Source organism: Shewanella sp. DNRA4, from assembly GCF_012843185.1.
Taxonomy (GTDB): domain Bacteria; phylum Pseudomonadota; class Gammaproteobacteria; order Enterobacterales; family Shewanellaceae; genus Shewanella; species Shewanella xiamenensis.
This window is the reverse complement of the sequence record NZ_JABAIP010000003.1, coordinates 255,470-270,950: the sequence shown is the minus strand read 5'-3', so window position 1 is coordinate 270,950 and position 15,481 is coordinate 255,470. Positions and strand designations below refer to the sequence as shown.

The window sequence follows — 15,481 nt, the reverse complement described above, 5'->3', positions numbered from 1 at the left end:
GAGATGTTGACCTATGTCGTTGTTGAACGCATTTAAAGCAAAGTTGTTTAATACCAAAGAAAAACGCGGCGTCCAGCAAGACATTCCATCTCAAGCAGCTCGGCCGCAAGCCACTCAAGCAGCCTCCTCGTTTAAGCCTTATTTTAGCCTTGCCATCCAGGCCACTCCGGCGCAAGCCAATCGAGTGGATACTCAGGCAGCGATAAATCGATATTATTTTGATAACCCGCAAACCATTGAACTCCTTGGCTGGGAACATAAACATGAGTACTGTACTTTTCACGATACTCAGTTTGACAGCATTGAGGTCAATGGACCTGAGCAATATTTTTATCTAGGCAAAGATAAAACCTGCAGCCTGCTCCCTCATCCCAATAATGCCAAGCAAACACTATGGCAAGTGGAGCTTCATAATCTGCAAGATTTAGTGACTTGCCATTTTATTATCGACTCAGCCCATACCGTTCAAGGCGATATGCAAGATTTCTCCAGCCTCACAGGGAAATTGCAGCGTACTTTACATCAAATTCATACCGAGCAAGGGCGCTCGCTGCTGAGGATAATCACCCTATCCCCTAACATCACTCAGGCGGTAGATTGCAATTACTTTGGTGAGCGCAACGGGATAACGCGCCAGCTCAATGCCTTAGGTGTACTGCAATTTGAGGGGCATTTCGTTAATGACCAACAACTTGGCCGCCAAACTTGGTACGACCATGAAGGAAAAATCAATCAAGTCGAAGAACGCCAGCTCGATGGTATGTTACTCACCTACTACCATAGTAATGGTCAGATAAGGGAAACCGCAGAAAAGGATAGCGAAGGCAATTATATCAATCAGTTAAAACGCTATTATGAATCTGGCAATCTATGGCTGACGCGCCCAATGGTGGCAAATCACATCCACGGAATTGAGTATATGTACTATGAGGATGGCAAGCTGCAAGCCGAATTAACCCATGATATGGGTAAGCCTGTTAACGAGCTTTGGTATCATCCCAATGGCAATCTGAAGCAAGAAGTCCACTTCAATCAGGTGGGCAAACGCATTGAAACTTACTATGAAGACGGCCAACTCGCTTGGCGAGTACAACTCAATTCACAGGGGGTAAATGAAGGCCTACGTCAAGAATGGCACCCCAATGGCGTACTCGCCAAGCAGCTCAATTTTAGTAACGGTATCGCCCATGGCAACAGTGAACAATGGTATCCCAATGGGCAGTTAGAACAGTGCATTCCCTTTGAAAATGGCCATGAACAGGGCCTTGCCACTTGGTACCATGAAAATGGCCAACTCGCCCTTGAAATCTACCTTGAAAAGGGCTTAAGAGAAGGATTATTTCGCAGTTACTATGAGAGCGGAGTCCTATCTGCCGAAGGTCAATATCGACATAATCTCTCGATCGCGCCTTTTATTGAATACTATGAAAACCAACAAATTCAAATGTATTTGCCCCATACCCAAGGCAATCGTGATGGCACAGCGCGCTGGTTTTATGAAGACGGCACTATCCGCACTATTACAGAATATGTCGTTCGAGAGGGACAGGGTTATCTCAAACAAAGTAGCGCCTACAACAAGCAGGGCATCCTTGAATCCTTTGAGAGCCACTCAAATACTCGCTGCGGCTATAATCTTGAGAATAATCAAAGGCAATACTATCAAGAAGGCACTCCTGATACTCGGATAGAATACTATCAAGATGGGACAATTCGTTGGTTGTTAACTCGCCTAGAAGGAGAACGATACAGCTCAAAATCCTTTTCTGAACAAGGCAAACTCATCGAAACGGGTTTTATCACCTATATCGATGGTGATTACCTTGATGTCGGCCATTGGCAACGATTTACGCCTCAAGGGCAACTGTATCGTGAAGCGTGGCTCAGCGACGATGGTAAGCTCAATGAAAGCCGCCATTATTTTGATGGCGCAGAGGATACACAGGAACAAACTGCAACAATTCAAGCTGGTGCTGATAAAACTCACTTGAATCTTACAGAAGTGACTTCAACTGGAGCAGACACCGCAACCTGGCAGCAAGCAAAACAACCCGCTCCTATCCTCTCTTATCATTTAAAATTTGACCCAGATAGCCAACTCTACGCCATGAAGCGCTATCACCCCAACAGCCAAATCGCTGAGGAGGGTAACCTACACTTCCAAGGAGAAGAGCAATTTTGGGTCGGCATCCATAATCAATATGATGAGCAAGGTCGAATCACACTATCAGAAACTTACACTATGAGCGGCAAACCGATAGAACAGTCTAACGACATAAACTACCGAGTATTAAATTGATTGGATATAAGCAAGCACACCTGCTTGCTTATAATATCTTGATATAAAAGTATTAAATCAAAAGACTACAGTGCGAAAGTGGCGATAGTCTTTTGGATCCCGACCACATCGGTGCCGCGCTTAAGCTCTTTTACCAGTGGCTCACTTCGACCTGAAATCCAAATTCTTAGCTCGGCATCCATATCGAAATGGCCTGTAGTTTCCACTTCAAAATGGGTGATGGATTTATAGGGCACGGAGTGATAGCTGGTCTTTTGGCCCGTGAGCCCTTGCTTATCAATTAAGATCAAGCGCTTATTGGTAAATACAAACAGATCACGGACCACTTTATAGGCCAGCTTTAATTCTTCCTGAATCCCCATGATTGGGCGCAGCTCTTCGGCCAGCTCCTGTAAATTCACCTCAGAAGCATTTCCGAGCAACCCATCTAATAGTCCCATGCTGACATCCTTTATTATTAAAATTTTTCAATAAAGTATCCTTTCAGTAACCCATAGGCAACAATGAGAAAGCTGAGCAGCTGAAAAACAATAAAAAAAGGGAGCATTGAATGCTCAATGCTCCCTTACTATGAAGGCGTTAATTAAAGCGCTTTTTGGCCGCGAACCTGACGGTTTTCACCGACAACCAGCATCTCGCACTTAGGGCAATCAAATACTAACTTAAGTACATCGTTACCGATTTCGAGCACCATAGGATCGGCCTTAATTCCCGGCACTTCCTTAGGACAAAGATTAAAGTTAAATCTCAGGCAGTGCTTAGTCACCATCAAAGGCACGTCTTCAGTCACGCCGTTTTTCTCGTAGGTATCCTGAATTTCAATCACGCCATGGCGTTGATAAAAATCTTTGGCCTTTTCGTTTGCCACGTTACCCAAGTAACTTAAGTGTTTGAATGGATACACAGCATCTTGGTTATATTTCCAAGGTTTTGGCCGTTGGTAGCCCTCTACACGGGCAAGTTCTAATGCCGCTACCGCATCACGGCGCAGGCCGTTAAGGGTTGAAGCAGGCAGGAACCAAGGATGAGCAGTTTCGATACTAATCTGGCGCGCCGTAAAATCGGTACTGCCAAGCTTCGATAATTGTGTACGAATCGTCTGCAAGGTTTTTTCAGCGTCGGTGGCGGGCGTCTTTTCAACTTCCAACTCAACCGTAGCACTGAGGCCGTAGATATCGGTTAAAGTCAGCGCTACGCCCCTGGCGGTATCGGTTAAACGCATATCTACGCCGATAATTCGCTTGGCCGACTCTTTCGCTAACAAGGCTTCAAATGCCTGATTATGGTTACGGTATAAAGTCATACCAACACGTAAATCCCGTGGAACTTGTAACACATGCAGCTTATGGCCTTCGGCGCGGTTTACCCGTAAACCTTGCAACTTGTCGTCGGACTGCTTTGCCATCGCATAATTGGGTGGAAAATACGCTAACCCATCACCGTTATTAAATTCGTGGGTTGAACTGACTTGAATAAAATCCTTACCAAGAGCGACCACTTTACCCACATCTTGGCCAATATATTTTGGCGAGCGAAAATCTTTAATCCCTTGGCTACGCTCATGGACAAAATAGTCGGTGCTGCCACGATTAAAGGTTTTTTCGGGATCTGGGGTAAAAGTATGCTCAGTACGGCCATGGGATGAAGCCACAAACTCAGGGCGACGCGCCATAATGGCATCGAGTTTTTGGCGATAATGAGCAGTCACGTTTTTTACATAACTTAAATCTTTTAAACGCCCCTCGATTTTGAACGAACGCACGCCAGCATCTATCAGGGCTTCGAGGTTATCGGTTTGATTATTATCTTTTAATGAGAGTAAGTGTTCGTTTTGTGCTAACACATCCCCTTGGCGAGTCTTTAGATTGCCCGGCAAACGACACATTTGCGAACATTCACCGCGGTTAGCACTGCGATTACTAAAAGCATGGCTTAAGTTACATAATCCACTGTAGGCCACACACAGGGCGCCGTGGATAAAGAACTCAATCTGCATATTGGTATGAGCCGCAACCTCACGGATTTGGCTTAAGCCCAGCTCGCGCGCCAATACCACCTGCGAGAATCCCACTTGCTCTAAGAAGGCAACTTTTTCGGGATTACGGTTGTCCATTTGCGTACTAGCATGCAGCGCAATCGGCGGCAGGTTAAGTTGCAATACGCCCATGTCCTGCACAATCAGTGCATCGGCGCCCGCGTTATACACATCCCAAATCAGTTTTTCTGCGGTTTCGAGCTCATCGTCCATCAGAATCGTATTGAGGGCGACAAACACTTGAGCATGATACTTGTGTGCAAAAGCACATAGGCGAGCGATATCTTCCACACTGTTACCCGCCGTCGCACGCGCCCCAAATGCTGGACCACCGATATAAACCGCATCGGCACCATGGCGAATGGCTTCAATACCATAATCGGCATTTTTTGCTGGCGCCAATAACTCTAGACGGTTATTAACGTGAGAAAGTGTCTCAGGGGTGTAAATCTCTGGCTGGCTCATACTTCACAGGCTCAAAATGAACAATAACGAAAAAGGTGACGAGTATAACAAAAACTCAAATCCAGCTCTATCTGCAAATCATTTTTCGCTGGATTAAAGCGAGGCGAACTCAGGAGGAGAGACAACAAACTTGCACCCCAGAGCCTAGCGGAGTATCTTTGCCGCGCATTATTGAATAGGCGCGATTATGACTGATTTTATTTACCAACCACCAACAACTCCCTGGCTCGATGTGCTTTACCAAGATAAAGACATTATCGTCGTCAACAAGCCTTCGGGGTTGTTATCAGTGCCTGGTCGCGATCCCGCCCATTACGACAGTGTGTACGCCCGAGTAAAAGCTGAGCATCCGCATTGCCAAATCGTCCATCGCCTTGATATGGCGACCTCAGGTGTAGTAGTGGTTGCGCTCATTCGTAGCGCCGAACGCGAATTAAAACGCCAGTTTCATGATAGAGAAACCAGCAAAACCTATCTCGCCAGAGTCGCCGGTCATGTCAAAAACGATACAGGTAGCGTAGATTATCCGCTGATCTGCGACTGGCCCAATCGCCCAAAACAGAAAGTTGACCACGACATTGGCAAGCCATCATTGACCCATTTTGAAGTGTTAAGCCGCGCCAAGCGCTCGACGCTGGTTAAACTCAAGCCGATTACTGGGCGCTCACACCAACTCAGAGTGCATATGATGGCACTTGGGCATCCGATCCTAGGCGATGGCTTTTACGCCGATCCACTGGCCAAATCCTTAGCACCGCGATTATTACTCCACGCCGCAGAGCTTACGATCAAACACCCATATACGGGTGAACCTATGACATTCAGCGCTAATGCCTCCTTTTGCGAACCGGAAGGTGAGCAATGATCACTAAAAACAATTAAAAAACGCAAAAGCAGTAGCCATTCCCTATAAAAAAACGTAACTTTATGACAATTCATTATGTTATAGAGAGTTTATTTATGGAAACCGCATTTCAGCGTGATCAGCTAGATAACCATATCCTCGAAGCCTTAATGCAAGACGCGCGCACACCTTTTGCCGAACTTGCCAAACGTTTCGGCGTGAGTGCGGGTACCATTCATGTGCGTGTCGAGAAAATGAAACAAGCGGGGATTATCACGGGTGCCCAGATCACCATCAATCCCAAGGCACTGGGTTACGATGTCTGCTGTTTTATCGGAATTAATCTCAAAAGTGCTGGCGACTACCCCGCCGCCATCGCCAAGCTAAACGCCCTAGAAGAAGTGGTTGAAGCCTACTATACCACTGGCAACTACAGCATTTTTGTCAAAGTCATGTGCCAATCCATCGATGGCCTGCAACATGTGCTGATTAACCGCATCCAATCAATCGACGAAATTCAATCGACTGAAACCCTGATCAGCCTGCAAAACCCTATCACAAGAGCGGTGAAGCCATAAAAAAACATCGCTCAAAGAGCGATGTTTTCTAGACTAAACAATAGAATAGAACTATCAAATATCAATAGTTCTACCCTTGCCTCATTACTTAATTTTACGACGTAACCACACAGCTGGTAGCATTAACAAACTTAACCAACCAAGTGAACCACCATCTTCAGGCTGGTTTTCAACCATCACAGAGACTGTCTTAGTATCCATGTTGCCATGGCTATCTGAAACAGTCAGTTCAAATGACAGTGTTTCACCTTCAGGCGGTACTGACGGAGCAGTGAAGCTAATGTCACTGGCGGTAGCATTGAATGTAGCTACAGCACCCGCTGTTTGAACCCATTTATAGGTTAAAGCATCGTTATTAGCATCTGACGATCCTTTACCAGAAATCGCCACTGTTGCACCTTCCTTCACTTTCGTTGGGGCAGAAATATCTGCCACAGGAGCAACTTGGATAACACCAAATTGACGCTGCATTTCAACAGTATCATCGCCTAACGTATTCGATAGATTGATAGCGAAGAATTCACCAGACTTACGAGGGATGAGATCAAAGCCAACGGACAAGATTTCACTCGAACCAGCCGGCTGAGTCACTGACCATTTAATATTGGTATCAGTTAATACCCCATCATGACTAATATTCTTAATTTCATGACCTTGAGATAACAGTGCTTCTAACGAATACACTTTATCTTCGGAGGTTAAGTTAGGCTCAATATCAAAGCTAATGTGGCTCGCTTCTCCCGCAACCATAGTACTGGAAAGATCTGTAGAAACAGTCACATCGTCTTTACGTGTTAACTTGAATGGAATCTGCTTTATCACACTACCATCGCTTGCAAGTGCAGCTAAGATACCTGCGGTACTTTGTTTAGTATTCCAATCAAAAGTAATGCTTACCTCACCGTCTGACTCTGACACTTTCGTCATTACCGAGTCACTGAGTGAATCCGCATCAAACATAACTGATGATATTTCGACTAATACATCATCTACCGCGCCAGGAGCTGAAGCTGTATAGCCATCAACAACCACATAGTATTGACCCGCAGGCAAATCTGTAAACGATACAACTTCATCTGAATTTGGACCAGCACTTGAACCTATCTTAACGAAAGAAGAGTTCAGAATGCGTAGATCGACATCAGGCGCGGTCTCAGAAGAAATTTTGAACTGAACATTCGGCAAATCTTCTGGGAAAGTCACAGCAATATAATCTAAATCACCATCAGGAACCTTAAGAGTACTAGGTTCGATCAAATCGGTTGCCTTGTCGTAGACATTGATAGACATACCGGTTTGTCCTTTAACGACATAACCACTGTACGTCATGCTACCTTGTGTACGTCCAGCTTCAAGGTTAATGCTATCAGGTAAGTTATTACCTTCAGCTTTAACTGCCACAGGTAGCTTAACCTCGGGTAAGTTGTCCGCCACCAATTTAATGTTGGCGAAATTCCAACCTTCATCAGCCGCAGATACATCAGCAGTGATAGTTAACTCTTTAGTTTCACCCGCAGCTAACGTAAATTCAGCAGGCGATACAGCAAGCGCAAAACCATCAACCATACCTACTGCAGAGGCTTTCCAACTGCCTGCAACGGTTGCTTTAACAACACGGGTCCAAGTGCACTTATCAACACAAGCAGCATTTGCCATTGTCGGTAAGTTAATAGCTTCAGGTTTACCACCAACCATAGGGTCTGCTTTTAGGTAGTTAACATAAGACTCATCCATAACCAAACCAGTCTTAGCTGCAGCTTCTAAATTGGCAAAACCTGCGCCCATATCAAAGAAATCTGAAGGTGTTTTACCATCTTCTTTCAGCGTATTTTGGTTTGCAGTTAACATTAATGCAGATTGAATTTCTGCTGGTGTCCATGTTGGATGAATTTTAGCAAGCAGGGTTAATGCACCAGCAATATGCGGACTCGCCATGGAGGTTCCGCTTAAGAAACCGAAATTGCTAGGATCAGGGTTTTCTTTAAAGCCAGCAGATTGTGAATCGGCATAAGCGGCAAATATGTTCACACCTGGTGCCGCGATTGATGGTGCAATCACGTTAGGTACAGACTTGTTAGGTCCACGAGAAGTAAACTCTGCCGCAATGCGAGCTAGCTTATCATCATGTATAACTTCAGAACCAGAAATAATCGCGGTGTGGCCTTCACCACTAGCTAACCAAGCACGTAATTTATCGCCTTGAGCTGCATTAATATTAATCGCTGGCAATACATGCGCATCAGCAACCACACTATCAGCACCACCAGTGACGTTTGCCAGTACCAGAGCTGCTGCCCCACCAGCTTTTACGTTACGGCCTTTATCAACACGTGCAATTTCACCACGGTCACACACAACAATAGTGTCCGCAGCAAAAGTATTAGCAGGGAAAGGTTTTAAACATTGTGCAGGATCTGCGCCTGGATCATTAGCGTTTGTAAAATCACCTGCATACACAATTTTGCCACTATAGGCACCAGTCATTGCCTTACCAGTTAGTGTCCCTGGAGCAGCCGTATCACCACCAGTAAAGCCACTAAGTGTTTTATCAGAAAAATCGCGGTCATGAGTGTAAGCGGCAACAGTTGTAATCCAAGGAGCATCACCTGGTGAACCAACTGTACCGGCATCTGGACCATCGTTACCCGCCGAAGTTGCTACATGAATACCGGCTTTACGAGCAGATAAAAATGCTAATGCATCCGCATCTTGCCAAGGGTTACTAGAACCACCACCAATGGAATAGTTTAATACGTCTATGCCATTTTCGATGGCATGCTCAACAGCAAGCACAGTCAAAGAGGGTAAGCAACCTGCAAAATTGATCTTATCTTTCTCGCCAGGTAAACAAACTTGATATGAAACAATGTTGGCATGTGGAGCAACACCTGATACCTGCTCAAATACTACGCCAGAGTCTTTACCATCAACATCTGGAACATTTTGATTAACTAGCACGTTACCCGCTGTTGTACTTGCAGTATGCGAACCATGCCCGTTGTGGTCTTCACCATTGGCAGGTACAGTAACATCATAATCAAGATACAATTTGGTCACAGCTGGCCAACTGTGAACCCCAATTAATTTATCATTACATAATTCAGGGAAGTCGGCTTTACAGTCACCAGAGTAGTTATTTTCACCCCAAGGGTTAGTGTGATCATAACCATCACCGCCTTTGTCAGCAAAGGAAGGATGGTCTATGTTAACGCCAGTATCAATGATACCAACGATCATACCTTCACCCTTTGTCGCTACACCCGTCGCATCACCACTCCAAATAGTAGGAGCCTTAATGATATTTGGACCAGAATCGGTTTGAACATAACGTAACGTTTCACGCTGGATATGAACTACACCAGCCACTTTAGCTAATTTAATCGCGTCGTTTTGTGACATTTCAACAACCAAGCCGTTATAAGCCAAGGCTGTTCTTTGTTGAACATTTAATTCACCGACAACTGATTTCGCCTTCGCAATAAAACTATCTTGCTGGTTAGTAAGATATTGGCGGTATGATTTAACTGCTGCACTCTTTACATCTAGTTTGCGAACTTGATTTTTTTCAGGGCTGGTGGCTTTAAAGCCTTCCACGCCCCCCTCGTACAGGGCGACAGGGCTATCAGCTAAACGAATAAAGTAACGATATTTACCAGGAGCCAAATCTGCTTCAGGAGTGAAGACTGCTTGGTTAGTCCCGACAACCGCAGCAATTGGTTTTGAGTGTTGAACTGGAATTTGCTCTAGAACATTAGATGGTTTGGAGACTGTAACATTGGCAACGCTATGGGGGATATTACCTGCGGAAGCTCCCATCGATAATAGTGCGGCAGATACTGCTAGCGCAATTTTATTCTTCATTTGCTGTTTCCTTGTCAAATATACAACTGATTTTATTATGTTTTTATAATAACTAACATTTCATCGAACTAAGCAATAGAAGCAAGGTTGTAGAAAACTCTACAAACATTAGGGCCATTATCGCCAACTTTGAAACAATAGTTAAAAACATTTTTAACACATAAGAACCACAACGACAACAAAACGAACACATTAAGAATTAATTACGTATCTATAGGTGCTTTTTTCAAGCCAAATGGCCTATAAGCTTATTTTTCTAGACCGAAATAACAGTAATTGACCCCATAAGTTAATAAATTTTAGAACTTATCCAATATCAACAAAACCTTTACTCTTTAGATAGTTAACACAGCACAGAATAGATAAAACAAAATAAAAACAGAACCTTAAAGAAAACTAGTTCTTAAAAGATATCCCATTTCCTATGTAGTCTTTCATTACGACTCAATTGTTCAATGCCTCCAGAATATCCATCATAAAAGCCATCAATTAATAACTGTGAAGATTTGGCGACGTATTGCGAGTAAGAGAAAACAACATTTAAACCGTATGGCAAATTGTTTATAGGCATGTTGAGTTTGCTATAAGGACAAGAACTTATTCCGATAAAATTAAACCTATGGGTATAGCTAACGGGCTCAGACAATACAGTTGTTAGGGCAGAATTTGAAAATCACAACGATAAAATTCCTAATAAAAGATAATAAAATCCCCAACGAGTAAGAGAAGATAACGAAATACAACACTAGCTTAACCACGCCCAAGTCTTAGCAACTATTAACACATTGATATCAAGACTTGGGCTTTAGCTCATTTGACTAATACATGACATTAGCTACGAACGCAGCCCAATACCTCTTGAAATAAGGTAATACGCAACCCCCCAAAGTACAGCGCAAAAACCTACCATAATGCCAATAGAAAGCGGAATGCTGATATCGGCAAAACCTAAGAAACCGTAACGGAAGACGTTGATCATATAGACCACAGGATTCAGTGCCGACACGCCTTGCCAAAAGGATGGCAGTAACGACAGAGAATAAAATACGCCACCAAGGTAAGTTAATGGCGTGAGCACAAACGTCGGGATGATGCTGATATCATCGAAACTCTTGGCAAATACCGCATTAATTAATCCCCCTAAGGAGAACAGCACTGAGGTTAAAAATACCGTCATAACTACAAGGCCCGCATGGTGCAAGCTGATGTCGACAAAGAACATGGCAACTAGCGTGACGATTAAACCAACGCATAAGCCCCGAGCGACACCGCCACCCACATAGCCTGCAATCATCACATAGTGAGGCACGGGTGCGACCATTAACTCCTCGAGATTGCGCTGAAATTTCGCGCTATAGAAAGAGCTCGCCACATTCGAATAGGAGTTAGTAATCACCGACATCATGATTAAACCTGGCGCGATAAACTCCATATAAGATACGCCACCCATATCGCCAATGCGGCTACCGACCAAGTTACCGAAAATCAAAAAATACAAGGTCATAGTGATCGCTGGCGGAACTAAAGTCTGGATCCAGATCCGAGTAAAACGATTGATTTCCTTGGTTAATATGCTTTTGAAGGCGATAAAATACAGCTGTTTCATGCCTTAGCTCCTTGGGTTTTCTTCACTAACTCCACAAACAATTCTTCTAATCGATTGGACTTATTGCGCATCGACAACACTTCCACATTGGCCGCGGTTAATTGGGTAAACACATCGTTGAGATTGTGCTCCTTTGCCACATCGACCTCTAAGGTATGCGGATCGGTTAAACGGCACACCATGCCATCGAGTGTTGGCGCGACATTGATATCGCGGCGAAGGTCGAGGATAAAGGTTTCAAGATTCAGCTTACTCAGCAAGGCCTTCATGCTAGTACACTCCACCAGCACGCCCTTATCGATAATGCCGATATTGCGGCACAACATTTCAGCTTCTTCAAGATAGTGGGTGGTCAGTATGATCGTCACGCCCTGCTGATTAATTTGCTTGAGGAATTCCCACATTGAACGTCGTAGCTCAATATCGACCCCCGCAGTTGGCTCATCTAAGATCAGTAACTTAGGTTCGTGCATCAGGGCGCGGGCAATCATTAACCGCCGCTTCATCCCCCCCGACAAGGTGCGAGACTGACTATTACGCTTCTCCCACAAATCCAGCTGGCTTAAGTATTTTTGGGCTCTCTCAAGAGCCACGGCCTTAGGTACGCCATAATAACCCGCCTGATTCACCACAATTTGCAGCACAGTTTCAAACTGGTTGAAGTTAAATTCCTGTGGCACTAAACCTATGCACAGCTTGGCTTCCTCGAGTTGCTTATCGATATCAAAATCAAAAACCTGCACAGAGCCAGCAGTTTTCTGCACTAAGGAGCTGATAATCCCAATGGTAGTCGACTTACCCGCGCCGTTAGGGCCTAACAGTGCAAAAAAGTCTCCCTGTTCAACGGTAAGGCTAATGCCCTTTACCGCTTCTACACCGCCTTTGTAGGTTTTTTTTAGCCCCTCGAGTACGAGAGCATGGGCATGCTTGGCCATAGTGCTACCTGATCCTGAAAGAATAAACGAAATACTAAAATGGTGACGAAAACAGCAATTGCAATACGCTAAGCTGTATAAAAACGAATTATGACTCTAATTGATTGAAAAAATAGTTATTAATTTATTAAAAATAACTAATAGATCTCCACACACATAGGTCAGTTACACCAAATCGCATTCGTGTGACCAACTTTCTACACAAAACAAAACTCCCGCCTAGGCGGGAGTTTGAGTCATAACGCATCTGAGCTTATTCGAGCGGCACCACTTTGGCGATATAAGGTAAGTTGCGATATTGCTCAGCATAATCGATGCCGTAACCCACAATAAACTCATCTGGGATAGTAAAACCGATAAAGTCGACTTTGACATCCACTTCGCGGCGCTCGGGTTTATCCAACAGAGTGCACAGGGCTAAGCTCTTTGGCTCACGCAATAACAGCATTTCGCGCACTTTGTTTAAGGTGTTACCCGAGTCAATTAAGTCTTCCACAATCAACACGTCGCGGCCCGCGATATCCGATTGCACATCCTTCAGCACTTTCACATCCCGTGAGCTGGTCATGGAATTGCCATAACTCGAAACCGACATAAAATCGATTTCAACATGGCCTTTAATACGGCGGCACAGATCAGCCATAAATACGACTGAGCCTTTTAATAATCCCACCATCAGCAAACGCTCGCTGTTGGCATAGTGGGCATTGATTTGCTCGGCCATTTGATCCAATTTTTGGCTAATCTCTTCAGCGGAGATCATCACTTCGGTGGTGTGTTTCATATCAGTCTCAATTGTCGATGTCAGTAGGGGAGTGTTTGTCATAACCCCAACGACTCGTTAATGCATGGTCAACGCCCAAATGATCGAGGATTCGAGCGACCATGAAGTCTACCAGATCTTCAACCGATTTGGGATTGTGATAAAAGCCAGGCGCCGCAGGCATAATAGTGACACCTAAGCGCGATAGGTTGAGCATATGCTCTAAGTGTATGGCATTAAAGGGAGTTTCCCGCGGAACGAGGATCAGTTGACCACGTTCTTTTAACACCACATCTGCCGCGCGCTCGAGCAAATTATTGCTCATTCCCGTCGCAACAGCTGCCAGTGTCCCAGTCGAGCAAGGACAGATCACCATTTGTTTGGGTGCTGCACTGCCTGAGGCTGGCGGCGAAAACCACTCATCCTTGCCTAATACCACTAACTCGCCAGATAAAGTTGCATTCTTTTCTGCAAGCACCTCTAACAATTGCGCCTTGGCTTTATCGCTGTTAGCACTGAGTTGCAAGCCATGTTCAGTCGCCAGCACCACCCGAGCAGCGCTTGAGATCATTAAAAAAACTTGGTAGCCCGAGGCTAATAAGCATTCTAATAACTTCAAACCATAGGGCGCACCCGAGGCTCCTGTCCAGGCTAAGCTAATGGCTTTCTCAGATTTGGCATAGGCCATATTAGTCCGCCTGCTGAACAAACTGTGGGCTAACTTCAAGCGCCACCAACAGCTTTTTATGTAAGCCGCCAAAACCACCGTTACTCATCACCACGATAGTGTCACCCGCTTTTGCCGAGGCTGCCACTTTAGCGACAACATCATCAATTTGATGTAGGACAGTCACAGGGATCACCGCTGCTTCCATCGCCTCTTTCATATTCCAATCGATAGTATCGGCTTGATATAAAAAGGCTTCGTCCGCTTGCAGCATTGAATGGGCCAAAGTGTCTTTATGCACTCCACTCTTCATCGTGTTCGAGCGAGGTTCTAATACGATAGTGATTTTGCTTTGACCGACCTTGGCACGCATGCCCTTAATAGTGGTCGCAATCGCCGTTGGATGGTGGGCAAAATCATCGTATACGCTGACGCCGTGGACAGTGCCCAACAACTCTAGGCGACGTTTCGGCGGTACAAAGCGGGTTAATGCATCAATCGCAGCACTCGGTTTAACCCCAACATGGCGCGCGGCTGCGATGGCCATTACTGCATTTTCGATATTGTGCTGACCAATCAGCGTCCATTCGAGCACGCCTTGTGATTCGCCATCGAAGAAGACTTCAAACTCATGGCAATCATCACTTAAGGCCTTAGCATGCCAACCTTTCGTCGCATCAGTGGTATGGAAGGTCTCTTGTTCGCTCCAGCAGCCCATCTCAATGGTTTGCTTTACCGCGTGGGAATCGGTAGGCCAAATCACTTTGCCTTGTCCTGGCACGGTTCGGATCAAATGATGGAACTGTTTTTGGATCGCCGCTAAATCGGCAAAAATATCAGCATGGTCAAATTCGAGGTTATTAATCACCAGCGTACGGGGATGATAATGCACAAATTTAGAACGCTTATCGAAGAAGGCGCTGTCGTATTCATCGGCTTCGACCACAAAAAATGCCGATTCCCCTAAACGGGCCGACACGCCAAAGTTTTGTGGCACGCCGCCAATCAAGAAACCGGGTTGATAACCACAGTCCTCTAAGATCCACGCCAGCATGCTTGAAGTGGAGGTTTTTCCATGGGTACCAGATACGGCTAATACCCAACGCTCAGGCAGAATATGATCGGCTAAAAACTGTGGTCCAGAGGTGTAAGGGATCCCAAGGTTTAATACCGCTTCGACACAAGGATTACCTCGGCTCATGGCATTACCAATCACCACAAGATCGGGATAACTGCCCGCTTCACCTAACTGACTTGGATCAAAACCTTGAATGAGTTCAATACCTTGCTCTTCAAGCTGCGTACTCATCGGTGGATAGACGTTGGCATCCGAGCCTGTCACTCTGTGCCCTTTTGCCCTAGCCAAGAGTGCAAGACCACCCATGAAGGTTCCACAAATTCCTAAAATATGTACGTGCATACCGCTCG

At 45.1% G+C, this 15,481-nt stretch carries 11 protein-coding genes; 3 read left to right on the top strand and 8 right to left on the bottom strand.

Going from position 1 to position 15,481, the window contains the following annotated elements; genetic code table 11:
- The first annotated feature begins 13 nt into the window (after nt 1-13).
- Nucleotides 14-2,299, top strand: a complete 2,286-nt coding sequence (locus tag HG547_RS04850; protein WP_169547161.1) for a toxin-antitoxin system YwqK family antitoxin — start codon at nt 14-16, stop codon at nt 2,297-2,299.
- A 65-nt stretch (nt 2,300-2,364) separates the two neighbouring features.
- On the opposite strand, the gene HG547_RS04845 is transcribed toward HG547_RS04850, so the two are convergent.
- Together HG547_RS04845 and HG547_RS04840 are read right to left on the bottom strand one after the other, a co-directional pair.
- A complete protein-coding gene (locus tag HG547_RS04845) occupies nt 2,365-2,739 on the bottom strand; it encodes a PH domain-containing protein (protein WP_037421824.1) in 375 nt (124 codons plus the stop codon).
- A 143-nt stretch (nt 2,740-2,882) separates the two neighbouring features.
- Nucleotides 2,883-4,799, bottom strand: a complete 1,917-nt coding sequence (locus tag HG547_RS04840) for a U32 family peptidase (RefSeq protein WP_169547160.1) — start codon at nt 4,797-4,799, stop codon at nt 2,883-2,885.
- Between the two features lie 187 nt (nt 4,800-4,986).
- On the opposite strand from HG547_RS04840, the gene rluA reads away from it, so the two are divergent.
- On the top strand, nt 4,987-5,664 hold the full coding sequence (gene rluA, locus HG547_RS04835; protein WP_169547159.1) for a bifunctional tRNA pseudouridine(32) synthase/23S rRNA pseudouridine(746) synthase RluA: 678 nt from the start codon (nt 4,987-4,989) through the stop codon (nt 5,662-5,664).
- 95 nt (nt 5,665-5,759) lie between these two features.
- The gene (gene asnC / locus HG547_RS04830; RefSeq protein ID WP_011073571.1) at nt 5,760-6,221 is read left to right on the top strand and encodes a transcriptional regulator AsnC; all 462 of its coding nucleotides are present in this window, start codon (nt 5,760-5,762) and stop codon (nt 6,219-6,221) included.
- A gap of 84 nt (nt 6,222-6,305) precedes the next feature.
- Here asnC and HG547_RS04825 read toward each other — a convergent pair whose 3' ends face one another.
- The 6 genes from HG547_RS04825 to mpl all read right to left on the bottom strand — a co-directional run bounded on the left by HG547_RS04825 (nt 6,306) and on the right by mpl (nt 15,473).
- Entirely contained in the window at nt 6,306-10,082 is a 3,777-nt protein-coding gene (locus tag HG547_RS04825; RefSeq protein WP_169547158.1) for a S8 family serine peptidase, read from the bottom strand.
- Between the two features lie 835 nt (nt 10,083-10,917).
- Nucleotides 10,918-11,688 carry an ABC transporter permease gene (locus HG547_RS04820; RefSeq protein WP_011715945.1) on the bottom strand — a complete coding sequence of 257 codons (771 nt, stop codon included), beginning with the start codon at nt 11,686-11,688 and terminating at the stop codon, nt 10,918-10,920.
- The gene (locus HG547_RS04815; RefSeq protein ID WP_169547157.1) at nt 11,685-12,623 is read right to left on the bottom strand and encodes an ABC transporter ATP-binding protein; all 939 of its coding nucleotides are present in this window, start codon (nt 12,621-12,623) and stop codon (nt 11,685-11,687) included. Before HG547_RS04815 ends, HG547_RS04820 begins: the two co-directional genes overlap by 4 nt.
- Before the next feature lie 253 nt (nt 12,624-12,876).
- Nucleotides 12,877-13,407 (bottom strand): hypoxanthine phosphoribosyltransferase, encoded by a 531-nt coding sequence (hpt, locus tag HG547_RS04810; protein ID WP_037421839.1) that lies wholly within the window; start codon nt 13,405-13,407, stop codon nt 12,877-12,879.
- Between the two features lie 7 nt (nt 13,408-13,414).
- Nucleotides 13,415-14,074 carry a flavin prenyltransferase UbiX gene (locus HG547_RS04805; protein ID WP_047539467.1) on the bottom strand — a complete coding sequence of 220 codons (660 nt, stop codon included), beginning with the start codon at nt 14,072-14,074 and terminating at the stop codon, nt 13,415-13,417.
- A gap of 1 nt (nt 14,075) precedes the next feature.
- Nucleotides 14,076-15,473: a UDP-N-acetylmuramate:L-alanyl-gamma-D-glutamyl-meso-diaminopimelate ligase gene (gene mpl / locus HG547_RS04800; protein ID WP_169547156.1), complete on the bottom strand. Its 1,398-nt coding sequence runs from the start codon at nt 15,471-15,473 to the stop codon at nt 14,076-14,078.
- Nucleotides 15,474-15,481: the final 8 nt, after the last annotated feature.